Annotated in this window: 14 protein-coding genes; 11 read left to right on the forward strand and 3 right to left on the reverse strand. The window is 61.6% G+C overall.

The genetic code is table 11. The annotated features are described in order from the left end of the window. Nucleotides 1-3: 3 nt before the first annotated feature. From FLM21_RS09520 to wecC, 8 genes are read left to right on the forward strand one after another with little or no spacing between them, the layout of a single operon-like run. Nucleotides 4-1,470 carry a hypothetical protein gene (locus FLM21_RS09520; protein ID WP_148715343.1) on the forward strand — a complete coding sequence of 489 codons (1,467 nt, stop codon included), beginning with the start codon at nt 4-6 and terminating at the stop codon, nt 1,468-1,470. Further along, nucleotides 1,467-3,410 carry a heparinase II/III family protein gene (locus FLM21_RS09525; protein WP_148715344.1) on the forward strand — a complete coding sequence of 648 codons (1,944 nt, stop codon included), beginning with the start codon at nt 1,467-1,469 and terminating at the stop codon, nt 3,408-3,410. Before FLM21_RS09520 ends, FLM21_RS09525 begins: the two co-directional genes overlap by 4 nt. After that, complete coding sequence (locus tag FLM21_RS09530) at nt 3,407-4,732, forward strand: phenylacetate--CoA ligase family protein (protein WP_148715345.1); 1,326 nt, start codon at nt 3,407-3,409, stop codon at nt 4,730-4,732. The genes FLM21_RS09525 and FLM21_RS09530 overlap by 4 nt, the downstream gene beginning before the upstream one ends. After that, a complete protein-coding gene (locus tag FLM21_RS09535; RefSeq protein ID WP_148715346.1) occupies nt 4,729-5,799 on the forward strand; it encodes a glycosyltransferase family 4 protein in 1,071 nt (356 codons plus the stop codon). The genes FLM21_RS09530 and FLM21_RS09535 overlap by 4 nt, the downstream gene beginning before the upstream one ends. A 9-nt stretch (nt 5,800-5,808) precedes the next feature. Continuing rightward, nucleotides 5,809-7,788 carry a heparinase II/III family protein gene (locus tag FLM21_RS09540; RefSeq protein ID WP_148715347.1) on the forward strand — a complete coding sequence of 660 codons (1,980 nt, stop codon included), beginning with the start codon at nt 5,809-5,811 and terminating at the stop codon, nt 7,786-7,788. A gap of 9 nt (nt 7,789-7,797) precedes the next feature. After that, nucleotides 7,798-8,562, forward strand: coding sequence for a WecB/TagA/CpsF family glycosyltransferase (locus tag FLM21_RS09545; RefSeq protein WP_222846808.1), 765 nt, complete (start codon nt 7,798-7,800; stop codon nt 8,560-8,562). Next, a complete protein-coding gene (gene wecB / locus FLM21_RS09550) occupies nt 8,559-9,680 on the forward strand; it encodes a non-hydrolyzing UDP-N-acetylglucosamine 2-epimerase (protein WP_148715348.1) in 1,122 nt (373 codons plus the stop codon). The genes FLM21_RS09545 and wecB overlap by 4 nt, the downstream gene beginning before the upstream one ends. Nucleotides 9,681-9,682: 2 nt before the next feature. Next, on the forward strand, nt 9,683-10,930 hold the full coding sequence (gene wecC, locus FLM21_RS09555) for a UDP-N-acetyl-D-mannosamine dehydrogenase (protein ID WP_148715349.1): 1,248 nt from the start codon (nt 9,683-9,685) through the stop codon (nt 10,928-10,930). Between the two features lie 101 nt (nt 10,931-11,031). Here the strand turns inward: wecC and FLM21_RS09560 are convergent, their stop codons facing one another. Next, a complete protein-coding gene (locus FLM21_RS09560; protein ID WP_148715350.1) occupies nt 11,032-11,322 on the reverse strand; it encodes a hypothetical protein in 291 nt (96 codons plus the stop codon). Nucleotides 11,323-11,410: 88 nt separating this feature from the next. Between FLM21_RS09560 and earP the strand changes: the two genes are divergently transcribed. Both earP and efp read left to right on the forward strand, forming a co-directional pair. Further along, the gene (earP, locus tag FLM21_RS09565; protein WP_246120860.1) at nt 11,411-12,550 is read left to right on the forward strand and encodes an elongation factor P maturation arginine rhamnosyltransferase EarP; all 1,140 of its coding nucleotides are present in this window, start codon (nt 11,411-11,413) and stop codon (nt 12,548-12,550) included. 49 nt (nt 12,551-12,599) lie between these two features. Beyond that, complete coding sequence (gene efp, locus FLM21_RS09570; RefSeq protein WP_148715351.1) at nt 12,600-13,166, forward strand: elongation factor P; 567 nt, start codon at nt 12,600-12,602, stop codon at nt 13,164-13,166. Nucleotides 13,167-13,273: 107 nt separating this feature from the next. Here the strand turns inward: efp and FLM21_RS09575 are convergent, their stop codons facing one another. After that, the gene (locus tag FLM21_RS09575) at nt 13,274-15,577 is read right to left on the reverse strand and encodes a heparinase II/III domain-containing protein (RefSeq protein WP_187360170.1); all 2,304 of its coding nucleotides are present in this window, start codon (nt 15,575-15,577) and stop codon (nt 13,274-13,276) included. Nucleotides 15,578-16,696: 1,119 nt separating this feature from the next. On the opposite strand from FLM21_RS09575, the gene FLM21_RS09580 reads away from it, so the two are divergent. Next, nucleotides 16,697-18,241, forward strand: a complete 1,545-nt coding sequence (locus FLM21_RS09580; protein ID WP_187360171.1) for a family 16 glycosylhydrolase — start codon at nt 16,697-16,699, stop codon at nt 18,239-18,241. Nucleotides 18,242-18,294: 53 nt separating this feature from the next. On the opposite strand, the gene FLM21_RS09585 is transcribed toward FLM21_RS09580, so the two are convergent. Next, nucleotides 18,295-18,714 (reverse strand): VOC family protein, encoded by a 420-nt coding sequence (locus FLM21_RS09585; RefSeq protein ID WP_148715354.1) that lies wholly within the window; start codon nt 18,712-18,714, stop codon nt 18,295-18,297. Nucleotides 18,715-18,717 lie beyond the last annotated feature (3 nt).

Raw genomic sequence — 18,717 nt, forward strand, 5'->3', positions numbered from 1 at the left:
CCGATGCTGAACTATCTCGGCAACGATCGCCTGGGCCAGGTGCTGGCGATCTGCTCCGTGCTGGTCGTGGTCGTCCTGCTGACCATCGTCAGCCCGAATCTGGCCGTGGTCGGCTCGGTCGGTCTCTTCGGCCTCGTGCTGTTCTACTATTCGCGCCTTGCCCTCGGGCGTGGCCTTATCTACTGGTGGATCGCCGGCTTCGTGGTGCTTGGCTGCATCTCGTTGATCCGTACGGCGACCGGGGCAGAGCTGCCACCGGTGCTGCTGCTCAGCTTTTTCGCCTTTGCCTTGCTGGGCGCCTGGAACGGTCAGTGGCGAGCAACGCCTACGTTCTTGGCCGTAGCGCTGTTCGCGCTGTACGTCTGCCTGCTGATGATGTCGTCCTGGTTCGGGCGCTCCCAGCCTACAGCGGCGTTCTATCAGGTGATGTATGACCTGCGCCCTTTGCTGCTGCTGCTGGTTGCCGGGGCATTCGCGCGGCAGTACCGGTTCTTGATGCGCAGCCTTGATGTGCTGGCGGTCGTGGTTCTGGTGGTGTCCATTCCGTTCGTGCTCGTGCAATCGTTGGTGCCGGATCTCTATGCGGGCATCTTCGTGTTTGCGCGCGATGGGGCTGGGGTCGCCAATCCGCTGATCCCAATATTGCCAGGCCGAGCCTTGGGGTTTTTCGTCCATTCGAGCGTATTGGCACAGTACTGCGTGTTCTTTGTGTTCTGGACAGCGATCCGGTTGTGGTTCGGGCAGGTGCGGGAGAGGCGATACAAGCTGGTCCTGGCGGGTTATGTCGTCATGCTGGCGATGTCCGGGCAGCGCCAGGAAACCTTGGCCACCTGCGGCGTGCTCGCGCTGCTGTGGGTCTTCATGCCCGGCGGGCGCACGCTGTTGCGCTTGGTTGTCGCGGCGCTGCTGTTCTCGTGCGGTCTGGCTGCGGCGCTCAGCATCGCCGGTGAGGACGCGATCTACCAGATCGCCCGGGATTGGGGCCTCGTCGCCAACGCCTGGGTGTGGGAGCCGCGTGCGGTGATGTACCAGTTCGGCATCAAGCTTGCGCACGAGTATTGGCCCCTCGGGACAGGAGCGGGCACCTTTGGTGGTGTAGGCGCAGCGCGCAATGACCAGACGCTGTACTTCGAGCTGGGCTTCATGCGGTTTTTCTGGTTTGTCGAGAGCAAGTGGCTGATGGACACCTACTGGCCACACATCTTCGCCGAAGGCGGATGGCTCGCGTTTGGGTTGCTGCTGGCATTCTATCTATTCCTGACCGCGCAAGCGGGCCTGGCGTTGCGTTCGACGCAAGATACAGCGTTGCGGCAGCTGTTTGCGCTGGCGTTCGCAGGCCTGGCATTCAACTTGCTCAACTCGCCGACTTCCGCATCCATTTCCGACATCAACTACATGTGGCCGTACTTGCCCTTCATCGGTTTGCCGTTCTGCCGATGGCCACGTGATCCGGCGGAGGTCAAGCCATGAAGCATTATCTGGCGGGGTTGATGGTGTTGCTGTCGGTGGCGGTTGCTGATGCTGCGACATTGCCAAAAGGGCTGTTCAATCAGGTTGGCGAGGCGCAGCAACGCACTTGGGTTCAGGCGATTGCCGCGGCCGACCATCCCCGCAGCCGGCCGTCTCCTACTGATCCCAGCGTATTGCAGGGCAAGGCCTGGCAGGCGTTTGCCGAGCGTACCCGACGAGACTTGGGCGGCGCGCTGCAAGGGCCCGCCGGCACCAGCGACATCAAGCGATTGAAAGGCGATGCGCGCTTGAATGCCATGCTGGATGCGAACCAGCGTTATCTGCCGTTGCTTGATCGCCTGCGCGATGGGCTGCTGCTTCGTGCCTACGAAGGTAATCCGCAGGACAAGGCATTGGTAGAGCGCGCAGTGGACCAGCTGCTGGGTTGGCCAGCCGATGGTGTCAGCCAGTTTGCGCAGCAGGATCAGGTTGCACGGCAGTATGCGCTGGTGCTGTCGGTCTACCTTGACTGGTTCCATGCCGACATCCCTGCAACCCGACGCGAAGCGGTCCGGGCTGCCATAGAGCCACGGCGCCGGGATATCGAGGCGGATATGCTGAATGAGCGCACCGGCCTTGCCGCAGTGCCGCGCAATTCACATGGCTGGACCAATGCGGCGTACCTGGCCGCAATGTCGGTCCTGCTTGCAGAGCCGGGAAACGCCGCGGCACGCAGCCTGCCGCGAGTACTCGCCACTTACGAACGCTCCATTTCGCCTTGGGGTGGAGATGACGGTGGCTATGCCAACGGCACGATGTATCTCTACAGCCAGCTCGGCACCGTGATGGAGCTATGGGATCTGGTGAAGTCCGCGAGCGGGATCGACTACTACAGCACGCCATGGGCCCAGCACGCGGGTGACATGCTGGCCTACTTCACACCGCCGGGTAGTCGCTTCAACGGCTTCGGTGATGGCAGCGAGAAAGGCGTTGCCGGCTATATCGTGCATGCCTGGGCAAACCGGGTCTCCAATCCGGTCAATCTCTGGCTGGCACGTAATACGGTCAAGTCAAGGGGAGACCAGTACCTGCTGCTGACAAGTGCTGAGCCCAGCCCCGCTGCGGCGCCCAAGGCGCCACCGCCCACCAAGCGCTTCGAATCCATCGGCTGGGCGGCATTCCATAGCGATCTGCAGGATCGTGACCGGACCTCGCTGTATTTCAAGTCCAGCGGCTATGGCTCCTACAACCACAGCCACGCCGACCAGAACGCATTCATCCTCGATCACCGTGGCCGACGGCTGCTGTGGGATAGCGGTGTGTACGACGTGTACGGGTCCCCGCATTGGCGTGGCTGGTACAAGCAGACCAAGGCCCACAACGCCATCACCTACGACGACGGCGTTGGCCAGCGGGTGGAGGACCAGACCGCGACCGGGCGCATCGTGCAGTGGGGCAGTGGCGGCGGTTTTGACTGGGTGGTCGGCGATGCCACAGCGGCTTACCCCAAGGGGATGGAGCAGGCGCTCCGTGGTGTGGCCTACCACCGGGCGAGCAACGGCTTCGTGGTCTGGGACCGCCTGCAGGCCGGCTCGCCGCATCGTTGGGAGTGGCGACTGCATTCCGTACGACCATTCCGGCCTGATGGCGAACGCCGCTGGCGGACCGAAACCGAAGACGGCATTGCACTCTGTGTACGTCAGCTGGCCGGCCCGGACTTGACCTTGAAGGGCAGCGACGACATGCGCCCGGCACCAGGCCGCGGCCAAAGCCAGCGGCTATGGCACAGCGTGTGGAGCAGCGCGCCGGCAGAACGCCTCCAACTGTTGATGTATGTGGATCCCGAATGCCGTACCGAGTCGGTCACCGCGACCCCGACGACCAATGGTTGGTCGATCAAGACGGGGGACGGCGAACTGCGCATTCGGGCTGACCGTTTTGAAGATGGGAGTAAAACGTGATCCATGATTTGAAGACGCGGGCACAAGGCGCATGGCGCGCGATGCTGCGCGACAACTGGTGGACCGAGCGCCGGGTAGCGCAATTGCGCGCCCACGAAAGCATGAGCGTTGACGAGCTGGAAAGCTGGCGCAGACAGGCGCTGGCGCGCAGCCTGCAAAGTGCATCCCGCTTGCCGGCGTATCGGCAACTGGCCGGTGAGGCCATCCACGCCGGCAATGCCGAGGACATGCTCGCCCGATTGCCCGTGATTTCCAAGACAGACCTGCTTGGCCGCAGGCACGAGTTCTACCCGGAGCAGCGACCATGGCACGCGATCGGGCAGAGCAGCGGCACGTCCGGCACGCCGATCCGCGTGCTGCGCAGCTTCGATTCGGTGATTACCGAGAATGCCTTTGTCAAACGGCACTGGGCATGGAGCGGTTTCAAGAACGGCATGCCGCGCGCGTTCCTGCGTGGTGATTTGGTGGTCCCCACCGATCAGAGCGAGCCGCCGTTCTGGCGCCTGAACCCGGTCAACAACCAGTTGATGGTGTCTTCGCGCCACCTCAAACCGCCTTTCGGCAAAGCCATCGTTGAAGCGCTGGCCGAGTTTGGCCCTGTGATGATGCAGGCCTATCCGTCCACCGCCTTCTCGCTGGCGCAGCTGGCCCAGGCCAGCGATGTGAAGCTGCATATCCCCTACGTCTATACCAGTTCGGAAGTACTGATGCCTTACCAGGCCGAGCTGGTGCAGCAGGTGCTCGGCGCGAAGGTGATGGATCTCTACGGCATGGCCGAGCGGGTCATCATGGCGACCGGTTGCGAACATGGCTTCATGCATGTCAACACCGACTATTCCTGGGTCGAGATCATTGACGAGGACGGCCACCCGACCGACGGGGTCGGCACCCTGGTGGGGAGCACGTTCCACAACCAGCTGATGCCCATCCTGCGCTATCGCCTGGGGGATCTCTCCCGCTGGATGCCGGGGCAGTGCCCGTGCGGCCGGCCGTTCCCTCGGATCGAGCCAGTGCTGGGCCGCCTGCAGGATCAGGTCTACGACAGTCGCGGCCAGCCCTTGAGCCCGACGCTGGTTCAGTTCGTGTTCAAGGCAGCCAACCATATCCGCGAAGCGCAGGTCGCGCAGATCGGCTTCGGTCATTGGCAGGTCCGGATTGCGCCTTATCCCGAGTATGGACAGGCGATGGAGGATTCGATCCGAGCGAGCTTCGCCAAATATGTCGATGCGAATCTGAAGGTCGATTTTGTCTATCTGGAAGAAATCCCCCGTACCAAGGCCGGCAAGTATCGCTGGGTCGTGAATGAGGTCGCCAACGCATGAAACAGCGTAAATCCCTGTTGATCCTCGCTACAGCCGAAAATGGCAAGGGCGGGATCGCTTCCGTGATCAAGACTTATCGCGAGAGCGGATTGTTTGCCCGTTGGCCGCTGGAGCATCTGGCCACTCATGTGAATGGCTCGTCCTGGCAGAAACTGAGGACCTTTGTATTCGCGCTGCTGCACTTTGCCGCGCGACTGCTGTTCAAGCGCGATGTGGCTGCTGTGCATATCCATACGGCCTCCAATGCCAGCTATTGGCGCAAGTTGCCTTTTCTGCTGCTATGCCGTGCTTGCCGGGTGCCGTATCTGCTGCATGTGCATGGCGCCGGCTTCATTGTTTTCTACGAAAATCGCAGTGGTGCCCTCGGGCAGTGGCTGATCCGTTACGGCTTGCGCCACGCCGACGAAGTGATTGCGTTGTCGTCACAATGGGCCGCCGATCTCGCTCGCATCGAACCGCAGGCCAAGGTGGTCCGAATCTACAACCCGATTGCGGAAGTCGAGGCCCTCAAGGCGGAAAGGAAGCACGATTGCATCCTGTTCCTTGGCGAAGTCGGCAAGCGCAAAGGTGTGTTCGAGCTGATTTCGGCGCTGGCCGAGATCCTGCCGCGCCGCGCCGGCACCAAGCTGTGGATCGGTGGCCTTGGGGATATCGAAGGCGCCAAGCTGCATGCACAAAAGCTCGGCGTGAGCGAATCCATCGAATGGCTGGGCTGGGTCGTTGGCCCACAAAAACAGCAGTTGCTGAGCACGGCCACCGTCCTCGCGTTGCCTTCGTATAACGAGGGCTTGCCGATGTCCATCCTGGAAGCACTGTCATTCGGTGTGCCGGTGGTATCGACCACGGTGGGGGGCATTCCTGATGCACTGGGCGAGGACGGTGGCACTTGCCTTGTCGAGCCCGGCGACGTAAGCGCGCTGGCATCTGCACTGTTGCGCGTGCTGGAGAGCGATGAGCTGCAGCTGGCTTTGGCCGAGCGGGGACGTCGACGGGTGAAGGAGCATTTCTCCACCACCGTGGTCATGTCGCAGCTGGATGGGGTTTACCAGCGCCTGCTGGCTCGGTGAGGTGATGCAATGCAAGGCTTGACTTGGTATTACAACCGCCTGCGCTGCATGTCGCTTGGCGAGGTGGCGCACCGCGTGCTGGAGCACGGTCGCAAATCTGCCGAGAAGCGCGGGCTGGCGCTGGCGCCGCGTCCGGAGCTCACGGCACAGAGCGGCCCGCGCTGGTTCGGGGTACCGTCGCAGCTGGAGGCGAGCACACGCGAGTTGATCATCAGCCGCGCCGATGGGCTGCTTGCGGGCGACTGGCTGGTGTTTGGTGTGCCGAAGCCGCTCGGCATGCCGCCCAACTGGTTGCAGGACCCCCTGACCGGGACGATTGCGCCGCTGCGATATGGCATGGGCCTGTCGCTGACCGACCGCGCCGTGGTTGGGGACATCAAGTATCTATGGGAGCCGGCGCGGCACCTTGAATGGGTGACGCTGGCACAGGCCTGGGCGTTGACACAGGACACGCGCTATCTCGATGCGCTGGGCGTCTGCTTGTCGAGCTGGCTGGAACAGGCGCCGTATCCGATGGGACCGCACTGGGCGAGCAGCCTGGAGGTGGCAATCCGCCTGATCAACTGGGCCATGGTCTGGCAATTGATCGGCCAAGCCGAATCGCCGCTGTGGCAGGGGGCGGCCGGCGCCGCGCTGCTGCGCGACTGGCTGCTGCATATCCATCAGTCGCAGCATTTCATCCGCCATCACCTGTCGCGGCATTCGTCGGCGAACAATCACCTGATCGGCGAGCTGGCCGGTCTCTTCATCGGCTGCTGCACCTGGCATGACGGCGATGAAGTGGCCAGCTGGCGTGCATATGCGCAGACCGAACTTGCCGACGAAGCACTCAAGCAGAATGGCGGCGACGGCATCAATCGCGAGCAGGCGATTTCCTACCAGCAGTTCGTATTCGAGTTCCTGTTCTGGGCCGGCAGCGCTGGCGCCGCGCATGGGCAGGGCTTTGCGCCTGCCTACTGGGAGCGGTTGCTGCGCATGGCCGAATGGGTGGCGACGCTACGCGATGTGGCTGGCAACGTGCCCAATATCGGCGATGCCGACGATGGCTACGTCACCCGGCTCGGTGCGGAAGCGGTCCACGATCCCTATGCCCAGATGCTGCAAGTGGCCGGCGGCGTGTTCGGTATCCCTGCTTGGCAGACGGCCGGCGAGCCATCGCCCGCTGCACCGTGGTGGCTGGCACAGCCGGTTGCATTGCCGGCGCGGCCGGAGCCGCTGGCTGTTGCACCACGCTGGTTTGCCGAGGGTGGCTATGCGGTGATCGGCGAGCATTGGGGCAGCGAGCACGAGGTGAAGATCGTGCTCGATGCCGGCCCCCTGGGCTACCTCGGCATTGCTGCGCACGGTCATGCCGATGCGTTGTCGTTGCAGCTGTCGGTCGGCGGTGTGCCGGTACTGGTCGATCCGGGCACCTACAGCTATCACGCGCCAGGACCGTGGCGCGAACACTTCCGCGGCACGGCGGCGCACAACACCGTGAGCATAGACGGGCAGAGCCAGTCGTTGTCGGGTGGCCGCTTCATGTGGATCCACCACGCGGCCGCGCGCTGCGAGCAATTCAGCACCAATGATCGCGAAACGGTATGGGCCGGCCGCCACGATGGCTATCGCCGGCTGCCGAGCAAGGCCAGCCACTGGCGCCGCGTGGTGTTCGACCACCAGAAGAAGCAGCTGATCGTCACCGATCGCATCGACGTTACTGCGCCGTGCCGGGTAACGCTGCACTGGCAGCATGCCGCCGATGTCGAGGCGGTACTGAGCAGCCAGGGCTGGGACATCAAGGCTGCTGGCCGCGTGATCCCAGTGTGGCTGCGGCAGGGCAAAGGTCAATGGCAGGTCGTCACGGGCGAAGAGAGTCCGCCCGCCGGCTGGGTGTCCGCCCGCTACGGCGATAAGCAGCCGGCGCCGCAAGTGAATCTGACGCAAGACATTACAACGTCCACCACCTGGGAGACCGTCTTCGATCTCTCCGGCTGGCTGGGCCACTAGGAGAAACCCATGAGCAAACATCCCCGACGCCTGACGGTGCTCGGCTGCGAGGTCGACAACCTGTCGATGACGGAAACGCTGGACCGCATCGGCGAACTGATCGCCAGCGGCCTGCCCAACCAGCACGTGGTCATCAACGCCGACAAGGTGGTGAAGGCGCACGCCGATCCCGAACTGAAGCAGATCATCAACAATTGCGCATTGATCAACGCCGACGGCATGCCGGTGGTGTGGGCGTCCAAGCTGCTCGGCACGCCGCTCAAGGAGCGGGTGGCCGGGGTGGACCTGTTCGAGAACCTGATGCGTGCCTCGGCCGAGCGCGGCTGGCGTGTGTATTTCCTCGGTGCCAAGGAGGACGTGGTCAAGGGCGTGGTCGACAAGTTCACTAAGCTCTATCCGGCGCTGCAGGTGGCTGGCTATCGCAACGGCTACTGGAAGGCGGATGAAGAACAGGGCGTGGTCGACGCGATCACCACCAGCAAGACCGATCTGCTGTTCGTCGCCATCAGTTCGCCGAAGAAAGAGCAGTTCCTTGGCCGTTACCAAGCACAGATGAGGGTGCCGTTCGCCATGGGCGTGGGGGGCACGTTCGACGTGATGGTCGGCAAGACCACCCGCGCGCCGGTGTGGATGCAGAAGACCGGCTTCGAATGGTTCTACCGTTTCCTGCAGGAACCGCGCCGCATGTTCCGCCGCTACTTCGTTGAAGACATGTATTTCTTCGTATTGCTGGCCCGCGCCATGCTGGCCCGACTCACAGGTAAGACGACATGAAAGTACTCGTGGTATTCGGTACCCGCCCTGAGGCGATCAAGATGGCCCCGGTGGTGGAAAGCCTCAAGTCGGACGCGCGGTTCGAGACCCGCGTCTGCGTCACCGCCCAGCATCGCCAGATGCTGGACCAGGTGCTGGAGCTGTTCGCGATCCAGCCCGATTTCGACCTGGACCTGATGCAGCCCGGCCAGGATCTCACCGACGTGACCAGCCGCGTGCTAGCCGGCCTGCGCGATGTATTCAGTCAGTGGCGGCCAGACATCGTGCTGGTGCACGGCGACACCACCACCACCATGGCGACGAGCCTCGCAGCCTTCTACCAGCGCATCGCCGTCGGCCATGTCGAGGCCGGCTTGCGTACCGGCAACATCTACTCGCCGTGGCCGGAAGAGATGAACCGCAAGATCGCCGGTGCCGTCAGTGCGCTGCACTTCGCACCGACCGAGACGGCGCGCGACAACCTGCTGCGCGAGAACGTCGATCCTGCCCATGTGCACGTCACCGGCAATACAGTGATCGATGCCTTGCTCAAGGTCGAGGCGCGGCTGAAGCAGGATGCATTGCTGGCCGACCAGATGGCGACGCGCTTTGCGTTCCTTAGCGAAAACAAGCGGTTGATCCTGGTGACCGGCCATCGTCGCGAGAACTTTGGCGGTGGTTTCGAGAACATCTGCGCCGCGCTGGGCGAACTGGCCGATCGGCCGGACGTGGAAATCGTCTATCCGGTGCACCTGAACCCCAATGTGCAGGAGCCGGTGCGCCGTATCCTGGCCAATCGCAGCAACGTGCACCTGATCGATCCGCTCGATTACCTGCCCTTCGTCTACCTGATGACGCGTGCAGATCTGATCCTCACCGATAGCGGCGGCATCCAGGAGGAGGCGCCATCGCTGGGCAAGCCGGTGCTGGTGATGCGCGATACCACCGAACGCCCCGAGGCAGTCGCTGCCGGCACCGTCAAGCTGGTCGGCACCGATCGTGCATTGATCGCTGCCGAAGCTGCCCGCCTGCTCGATGACACCGGCGCCTACGCCGCGATGAGCCAGGCCCACAACCCCTACGGCGACGGCTTGGCCGCGCGCCGCATCAACGACATTCTTGCCAACTGGAGCATCTGAACATGTACAAGTATCAAACCGTAGCCATGATCGGCCTGGGCTACATCGGCCTGCCGACCGCGACCGTGCTCGCGAGCCGTGGTGTGAAGGTGATTGGCGTCGATGTGAACCAGCATGCCGTCGATACCATCAACCGTGGCCAGATCCACATTGTGGAGCCGGATCTCGACGGCCTGGTGCACCACGTGGTGAAGGAAGGCAACCTGGTGGCTCACACTAGCCCGAAGGAGGCAGATGCCTTCATCATCGCCGTGCCGACGCCGTTCAAGGACGGCCACAAGCCGGACCTGTCCTATATCGAGGCGGCCGCACGCTCGATCGCACCAGTGCTGCAAAAGGGCAACCTGGTGATCCTGGAATCGACCTCGCCGGTTGGCGCCACCGAGCAACTGGCCGAATGGCTGGCCGAATACCGTACCGACCTCAGCTTCCCGCAACAGGCAGGCGAGGGCGCTGACGTCCAGTTGGCGTACTGCCCGGAACGCGTGCTGCCGGGTCATGTGCTGCGCGAGCTGGTGGAGAACGATCGTATCGTTGGCGGCATGACGCCGCGTGCCGCCGAAATGGCCGCTGACCTTTACCAGATCTTCGTGCGCGGCGAATGCCTGCTGACCGACAGCCGTACCGCCGAAATGGCCAAGCTGACCGAGAACTCGTTCCGTGATGTGAACATCGCCTTTGCCAACGAGCTTTCCATCATCAGCGACAAGCTGGGCATCAACGTGTGGGAGCTGATCCAGCTCGCCAACCGCCATCCGCGCGTCAACATCCTGCAACCGGGTCCGGGCGTCGGCGGCCACTGCATCGCGGTCGACCCGTGGTTCATCGTCGATTCGGCGCCGAAGGAAGCCCGCATCATCCGCACCGCGCGCGAAGTGAACGACGGCAAGCCGCATCACGTGATCGATCAGGTGGCCCGGGCCGCCGATCGTTTCAAGAACCCGGTGATCGCCTGCCTCGGGCTAGCGTTCAAGGCCAACATCGACGATCTGCGCGAATCGCCGGCGATGGACATCGTTGCCGATCTGGCCGAGCGCAACCTTGGCCGCCTGCTGGTGGCCGAGCCGCACATCGACAAGCTGCCGAACAAGCTCGAAGGCAAGGTCGAGTTCGTCAGCGCCGACGCCGCGGTGGATGCGGCCGACATCGTGCTGCTGCTGGTCGATCACAAGCAGTTCAAGCGCGTGCGCCAAGAAAAACTGCAGACCCGCGTGGTGATCGACACCCGCGGTTTCTTCTGGTCGCGTTAATGGCGTGAGGCACGGGCCGGTTCGCCGGCTCGTGCGCGGCATGGCCACAATACAAAAAGGGGCCGGTTGGCCCCTTTCGGTATGTGGTCTGGTCTACCTATTCACTGGGTGCGACGACGACGACCCCAGGCAACGGCTGCCGTACCGATCCCCAACAGGATCAACAGATCGCTCGGATTGAGCTCCGCGCTGAATTCGTCAAGTGCAGGTGTTGCACCCAATGGCGCCAGCTGGAAACGGCTGACCAGGGGGTTCGGCGCTTGGGTGCTGCGCTGCGAAAAAGTAGAATGCATGCCACCCAGTGCCACGGGCATATTCTGGCCCAGCAGTTCGGCGTGGCTCGGGCCTGCAGCCAGCAAGGCTGCGGCAATGGCAAGATGTGCAAGGCGCATGACAAGCTCCCGGTGTTTTGATGTTGCAGTGCAATATACCGGGCTTATGTGACATTTTCTATACCTTTCTGTTTCCTGTCTGATAATCGTGAAGAGTTTTCCGATCAGTGACAGCACCCCGATGGCGTGCTGGACCTGGGATCTGTTTTGCCGTGTAGTCGACAACTACGGCGACGCTGGCGTGTGCTGGCGCCTGGCACGCGAGCTCGCTGCGCGCGGTCAGCGCGTGCGGCTGTGGATCGACGAGCTCCATGCATTGGCGCGGCTCTGGCCGGATGTTCTGGCGCACGATCACACGCAGCAGGTAGAGGGTGTCAATGTGGCGCCGTGGTCGCTTGCCATCAGCGCGGCACCAGGCGATGTCGTGATCGAGGCATTCGCCTGCGATTTGCCTGAGGGCTGGGCTGTAAAGATGCGCGAGCGAGCGAGGGCTCCGGTCTGGCTCAATCTGGAGTACCTGTCCGCGGAGGCGTGGGTGGCCGGCTGCCATGCGCTGGCATCGCCACAGCAGGGATTGTCGAAGTACTTCTTCTTCCCCGGTTTCGACGCCGGAACCGGTGGATTGCTCTGCGAGGCGGGCCTGCCGGAGCGCCGCGCTGCCTGGCATCAGCACGAAGCACGGCACTGGCGCGCGGCTCATCATGTGCCCGACGCAGCGTTGTATGTCTCGATATTCGCCTATGCCGTACCGCCCTCGCTGGTCGAAGCCTGGGTTCAGGGCCCAACGACGCTATGCTGTCTGGTTCCCGTGGGCCGGGCACTCAAGCAACTGAGTGCGTTGCTGCAGTTGCCAGTCCCTGCCGCCGGCGAAACGATACGCAAGGGGGCGCTGAGTGTCGTGGCGCTGCCTTTCCTGCGGCAGGACGAATACGACCAGCTGTTGTGGAGCTGTGATCTCAACCTGGTGCGTGGCGAGGACAGCTTCGTGCGCGCCCAATGGGCAGCCTTGCCCATGGTCTGGCAGATCTATCGCCAGGAGGAAGATGCACACCTCGTGAAGCTGGAGGCGTTTCTCGACCGCTACCTGACTGGTTTGCCCGCTGAGGTGGCGGCAGCGGTGCGGCACTTCTGGCTGGCCTACAACGATGCGGGCGTGCTGGATTGGCCGGATTTTGCAGCCAGCCTGGCGGCGCAGCGCGCGCATGCAGGGCAGTGGGCCGCCCATCTGCACGGGCGGGGGGAGCTGGTGTCGAATCTGGTCAGCTTCGTTCGCGGCAAGCTAGAATAGCGAGTTTTTGAATTTATCCATTGCAACCCCGCTGTAACAGGAATTCAGTATGAAAACCGCACAGGAACTCCGCTCGGGCAACGTGATTCTGGTCGATGGCCAGCCGCTCGTGGTCCAGAAGACCGAATACAACAAGTCCGGCCGCAATGCTGCGGTCGTGAAGATGAAGATGAAGAACCTGCTGTCCGACGCCCCGTCGGAATCGGTCTACAAGGCTGATGACAAGTTCGATGTGGTGGTGCTCGAGAAGCGTGAGTGCACCTACTCCTACTTCGCCGATCCGATGTACGTGTTCATGGACAGCGAGTACAACCAGTACGAAGTCGAAGCCGAGAATGTGGGCGATTCCGTGGCTTTCATCGTCGATGGCATGGAAGACCAATGCGAAGTGACCTTCTACGAAGGCAAGGCGATCTCGGTTGAGCTGCCGACCACCATCGTGCGCGAAGTCGAGTACACCGAACCGGCCGTGCGTGGCGATACTTCGGGCAAGGTGATGAAGCCTGCCAAGCTGAAGGGCACCGAGACCCAGATCCAGGTGGCCGCATTCATTGAAATCGGCGACAAGATCGAAATCGATACCCGCACCGGCGAATTCAAGAAGCGTGCTTCCTGATTTCGAGGTGAAACGGAAAGGCCGCCCCAGGGCGGCTTTTTTGTTGGCTGCTCAATCATAAAAAAAGCCCCGCGCGAGGCGGGGCATCAAGGGTGCGGGTTGATTGATTAGTTGCTGTAGGCCGGCAGGGTATTGCGTGCGAAGCGGAACTGCTTGCCGGCGAAACCGACGGCGATGGTGTTCGAGTCGACTTGGGTCACCACCGGGGTTTCGGTTTCCTTGCAGCCGATGTCGATCATGATCACGCTTTGGTGCTGGCGCTTGGCGGTGTCGATCGACCAGGTGCCGTGGTATTGCGGCGTGAAGCTGCGGTTCGGGTTGACCGGATAGGCCGACGTCACATCCAGGCTGGTCAGCTTGTCACCGGCGATCTGCTTCATGCACAGCTGGGCTGCACCATTTACCACCTTCACAGTGCCTTGGGCGCCACCGATCACTTGCGGGTTGGTCAGGGCATGGAAATTCCATTCCCACTTCAGCACATCCGATGCGGCCAGGTCGTCGTGCACCAGGATCACATTGCGCTGCTTGAGGTACACGATGTTCCGGCGCGAACGGAGGACGGGTGCATCGTAGGCCTTGGTGGCATCGCCAGCTGCGATCGTGAAGTCGGCGTTGTCCGTGTACCCGATGATCTTGCCGGTTGCCGAGTAGTCGGTCGGAATATTGCCGATTTCGGTGCGCTGACCCACGCCGTCGTTGTAGGTGATTGCGTTGTGGGCCTTGGTTTGACGATTCCATGCCTTGGCGTGCGGCGACAGGAAGTAGTCGTATACCCCGCTATCGATCAACAGCCCCTTGCCTTGGTCGGCCACCACGAAGCTGTTTTGATCCGCATGGCTGTGGTTGTACGAGCCATAGGGGCTGGACTTGAAGTGCACGGAAGTGCGGGTTGCGCTGGTCAGGCTGCTATGGATGTTGACGTTACCTGTGCTGGCAAACAGCATCGACGAGGTGCTTTGGCCAGGCGTGGTGGCACGAGGCGGCACGACCGGCGGCGAGAGCAGGGTACGCGACAGCGGATCGTGGTTTGCCGACAGCGGGTGCACGCTGGCCATCCAGTTGGTGGTTTGGCTCGGGATGCGGGTAGCCCACCAGTAGGCGTAGTACTTCACTTGATTGCCTTCTTGCACTGCGCCGTCACCGAACGGGGCTTGCGAGTTGCCGCCGGCAGGACGTGCATACAGCTGGTAGGTCATGGAGTTGCGCATCTTCTGCAGCTTGTACGGGTTGGCACCGGTCACTTGATGCAGGGCGTCGAAGTACGGATAGGTGTTGTCGACATTCCATTCGCCGTAGCCGCCACCATTTGCCCAGCCGCCGTCGTCACCGCCCCACGAGTGCAGGAATGCATAGGCAAGCGGCACATAGCGGCTGAATTTGGCCAGCGCGAACTGCGGGTGCTCGCTGCCGTTGACCTTATCGCCGGCCATGATGGCGGTAGCTGCCGACAGCGAGTAGATCGAGGCCGATGCGTGCGAATCGAGCGGGTTGTGTTCAAGCAGGCGCGTCGGACCGACGACGCGGCTCTCCACCTGACCGGCGCGGATGCCGATGATGTTGACGAGTTGGGCACGTTCGCTGGTGGTCAGCGCCGGGTACAGGTGGTCGTAGCCGACGACCAGCGCCCACAGCAGGTTGCGTACCGTGCTATCGGTATTGCTGGTTTGTCCATCAACGGTGGTGGTATCCCAGCTCGCCAGGTTGAACACGCGCTGCTTCAAGTCGGCAAGGGCCGCGTTGGCTGCATCACGGTCGGCTTGTACGCTGGAGTTCTTGAGCAGCCGCCACACGATGGCCGCGCCCTCGATGCGATCCTGCTCGGCGTCGACTAGCTTGGGCAGCGTTTGCACCCAGTTGGCTTGGCTCATGTCCGGATGAGGCGTGGCTTGTGCCGGATCGGAGATCTGTGCAGCAACACGCTTCTTGAGTTCGGCCCACACAGCACTGCGATCATTGATGATGACAGGGCGCAGTTGTTCGAGATACGCATCAGAAACCATGCGCGGATGGGAAGTCGCGGCGATGTTGCTAAACCAGCTTGCATCGGTGGCTGCATTGGCAAGCTTGCCTGCGTCGAAGAAGGGTACTGCGTCCGCAGTGATGGTGAAATCGCGCCAGGCGCTGATGTCGTCGCCGCCGCCCGTCTTCAGGCCAACGCCGATGACACGCCAGCGGTAGTTGCCCGGGCCGAACGATTCACGCGGCAACAGCCAGTTGCTTGAAGCGGAAAAGCTTTTGGTGCTGCCATTGGGATATTGGATTTGCACGGTGTACTGCACCGCTTGGTCCACCTTGGTGAACTTGTGCAGCGGCCAGGAGAATGTCGGCGGGTTTTGAGTCACTTCTTGGCCTGCGACCGGGCGCAGCACGCGCACCGGATTGCCACGAGCGCGCTCGGAATCTTCCATAGCGCTCATCCAATCAGCAACAACGATATTGCTGACGTCTTCGATCGAAGAGAAACCATCGCTGGATACTGCTGCGCGCTTGGTGCCGCTGCTCAGATTGCTGGATTCAGTTGCGGCATCCGTGCCTTCTCCGCCACCGCCGCAAGCGGTCAAAGCCGAAACAACAATACCCAAGATACCTGCATAGATAGGACGAATCGTATTCATGATAATCAACCCAAATAGAATTATAAATGGCCAGGCTTTATTCAATGAAAGCCCTGTGGCTCTGATTCGGCTTGTTATCAAGCCGATCTAATTCCCTGATGTTTATTAGAGTATCAGCGTGTGCTGATGTATGGCTGCAGATTAAGGGCTGATCCGGGTGCTGTGAACTACCGTTTATCCGTGGCGATCTTGGGGAATGGCGCTGCAACCCGCGTATTTACTGAATGTTCCTGTTAGGGAACATCGGCTTTCTTTCTGAAAAACCAATAGAATTTCATTCCAGTAATTTTCCGCTTTCATTGGAAGAAATTATGGTTTTTTCCAAATAAAGGGCTGGTTTGTCAATTACGGGAAAGCGTTGCGCTAAGCCTTGCCAATTGGGCAATTCGCGGGAGTAGGTGAGCTGATTTTCCGCTCGGGGAAGAGCGAGGAAGGCAGGTGGGTATTCGGAAAATCAGCTTGTTGCAAGAAAACGAGCTGTCATTGGCGTCAGCGTAAAAAATGGCAAATGCATGATTTGCGAGCGATTGATGCGAGGCGAACTTGGTGAGTTACCGACGAACGGTTATTCCAAGAACAGATTTTATGCATGGCAAAAGCTTTTACTGCGGAAGCGCGCAGTTTGCAGGCTTAGAGGGCTGCCCCAAGCGACAGGCGATTTTGTTGCACCGATTTGGTGCAATTAATGGAACTATTTATTACCGTTCATCGATATTGCTTTGCAGCAAATAGAAAGAAAAATGGCAGTAAATAAGAGGTTTTTCTGTGTTGCGCCGCAAGAAATGCATGCGCTGGGCTGCATGCCTCTGTTCTTCGCCGGGTGCGCCATGCATGATTGAAAGCGCTTTCATTTGGGGCGAGCTCCGAGAAAGCTGTGGATGCGACTGAATACATCAAAACGAGGATGAATCAATGAAACAGAGCAAGCACGGAACGCTACGTACGCTCGCGGCGTCGCTGGTTCTCATCACCGGTTCGCTGGCCGGGGAGGCTGCGCTGGCGGCCGCCTGCGCTGCACCGTGGGCGGAAGGCAATACTTATGCGGCTGGAAGCAATGCATCGTATGCAGGGCACAACTACCGCTCGCTGGTCACGCATACCGCCTATGTCGGCACCAACTGGAATCCGGCATCGACGCCGTCGTTATGGTCCGACCAAGGTAGTTGTTCCGGATCGCCGACCCCGGCACCGACACCAGCGCCAGTCCCGACTCCCACTCCGCGTCCGCAGCCCACCCCAGCTCCGACGCCGACCACCGCACCGACCCCCGCGGCCGCTTATGGCCATCAGGTGCTCACCGCGAACAGTGTGCGTTTCTATGCCAACAACGCGCCGTGGGCCGATCTGCATTACCAGGTGAATGGTGGCGAGCAGGTCAATGTGCGCATGACGGTATCTGGCACCAACAACAGCTATACCGTGAGCAACCTGCCAGCGGGGGCGACCGTACGCTATTTCCTCACCGTGGGGCGTAGCAGTGGTGGGGCGTTCGATACTGCCTGGACCCAATTCACGCTGAGCGGCTCGTCGCCGACCCCAGCACCCACGCCCAATCCGACACCTGGCCCGACGCCGGTGCCTACCCCTGGGCCGACGCCGGTGCCTACCCCTGGGCCGACGCCGAGCCCGGATGGCTGGCGCGTGGTGTGGGAAGACACGTTCGATGGCAGCGGTACGCCCAACTCGGCCAATTGGAACTATCACGTTGGCAACGGCCTGAACCCAGGCCTGAATGCCTTCCAAGGCTGGGGTAATGGTGAATGGGAATGGTATCGCCCGGAAAACGCGTATCGCGAGAACGGCAATCTGGTGATCAAGGCGGAGTACCTCGATACCCCCATGAACATTGCCGGCCGGCAGTGGTACCAGCGCTCTTCCCGGCTGACCACCAAGGGCAAGCACTCGTGGCAATACGGTCGGATCGAGGCGCGCATGGCCTTGCCGAGGCGCATCGGCACCTGGCCGGCGTTCTGGATGATGGGTACGTCCTGCGACGATACCTATACCAGCAACTACAACGCGCCGATGACTTACTACGACACCATGGCGTCCAACTGGTCGAGCTGCGGCGAGATCGACATCATGGAACAGAAGAACACCGAGACGCGGTCATTCCAGAATGTGTTCTGGGATAGCCGTATCGGCGTGTTCCCCTGGGCCGACGGTCAGAACAACGAGCGTCCGGGCAATGCGGAAGTCGGCGATGTGACCCAGTTCCATCTGTACACCATCGAATGGGATGCGAACCAGATCCGCTATTACATTGATCGTGAAACCCGGCCGACACCGGTGCACACCATCGATACCACGGCGGCGAACATGGAAGAGTTCCGCAAACCGTTCTACATCAACCTGAACCTGGCGCTGGGTGGCCTGTTCACCGGTTGGGCGGAGCCTAACAAGGCCGACTTCCCGCTGTATATGAAGGTCGACTACGTACGCGTCTGGCAGAAGTGATGTCGTGCTGAAAGCAGAAGGCCGCCTCTCGGGGCGGCCTTTTTTGGGGGGGCCTACAGATCCAACTGCTCGGCCAGCTCGGCGTCCCAGTACGCCGCTTCGATCTTGTGGCCGTCGAGGTCACGGACGAAGCAGCCGTAGTACGGCTCGCCATATTCCTCACGGGCGCCGGGCGCGCCATCGCCGCTGGCGCCCTGTGCGAGCGCTGCCGCGTAGAAGCTGTCGACCTGAGCCCGATTACTGGCAAAGAAGCCGAAGTGGGTGCCATTGCCGACGGCCGCGCGCTGGCCGTCATAGGGCGTCTGCACCCAGAACTCCGGAAAGGCCTTGCCATACGCGATGGCGTTGGGGAAGTCGAGGATACGACGAGCCCCGATGGTGGCGAGCACGGCGTCGTAGAACGTGGCGGCTTCGGCAAAGCGATTGGTGCCGATGGATACATGCGACATGATGCTGGGATTGTCTTGGCTCATTGC

The organism is Chitinolyticbacter meiyuanensis (assembly GCF_008033135.1).
In the GTDB taxonomy this organism is placed as follows: Bacteria; Pseudomonadota; Gammaproteobacteria; order Burkholderiales; family Chitinibacteraceae; genus Chitinolyticbacter; species Chitinolyticbacter meiyuanensis.

What these genes read in the sequence shown, in the direction of transcription:
- FLM21_RS09540 (WP_148715347.1), top strand. Translation starts at nt 5,809, where the DNA reads ATGCAAGGCTTGACTTGGTATTACAACCGCCTGCGCTGCATGTCGCTT.
- FLM21_RS09575 (WP_187360170.1), bottom strand. Translation starts at nt 15,577, where the DNA reads ATGGAAGATTCCGAGCGCGCTCGTGGCAATCCGGTGCGCGTGCTGCGC.
- FLM21_RS09560 (WP_148715350.1), bottom strand. Translation starts at nt 11,322, where the DNA reads ATGCGCCTTGCACATCTTGCCATTGCCGCAGCCTTGCTGGCTGCAGGC.
- FLM21_RS09535 (WP_148715346.1), top strand. Translation starts at nt 4,729, where the DNA reads ATGAAACAGCGTAAATCCCTGTTGATCCTCGCTACAGCCGAAAATGGC.
- efp (WP_148715351.1), top strand. Translation starts at nt 12,600, where the DNA reads ATGAAAACCGCACAGGAACTCCGCTCGGGCAACGTGATTCTGGTCGAT.
- FLM21_RS09545 (WP_222846808.1), top strand. Translation starts at nt 7,798, where the DNA reads ATGAGCAAACATCCCCGACGCCTGACGGTGCTCGGCTGCGAGGTCGAC.
- wecB (WP_148715348.1), top strand. Translation starts at nt 8,559, where the DNA reads ATGAAAGTACTCGTGGTATTCGGTACCCGCCCTGAGGCGATCAAGATG.
- wecC (WP_148715349.1), top strand. Translation starts at nt 9,683, where the DNA reads ATGTACAAGTATCAAACCGTAGCCATGATCGGCCTGGGCTACATCGGC.
- FLM21_RS09585 (WP_148715354.1), bottom strand. Translation starts at nt 18,714, where the DNA reads ATGAGCCAAGACAATCCCAGCATCATGTCGCATGTATCCATCGGCACC.
- FLM21_RS09525 (WP_148715344.1), top strand. Translation starts at nt 1,467, where the DNA reads ATGAAGCATTATCTGGCGGGGTTGATGGTGTTGCTGTCGGTGGCGGTT.
- FLM21_RS09580 (WP_187360171.1), top strand. Translation starts at nt 16,697, where the DNA reads ATGAAACAGAGCAAGCACGGAACGCTACGTACGCTCGCGGCGTCGCTG.
- FLM21_RS09520 (WP_148715343.1), top strand. Translation starts at nt 4, where the DNA reads ATGCTGAACTATCTCGGCAACGATCGCCTGGGCCAGGTGCTGGCGATC.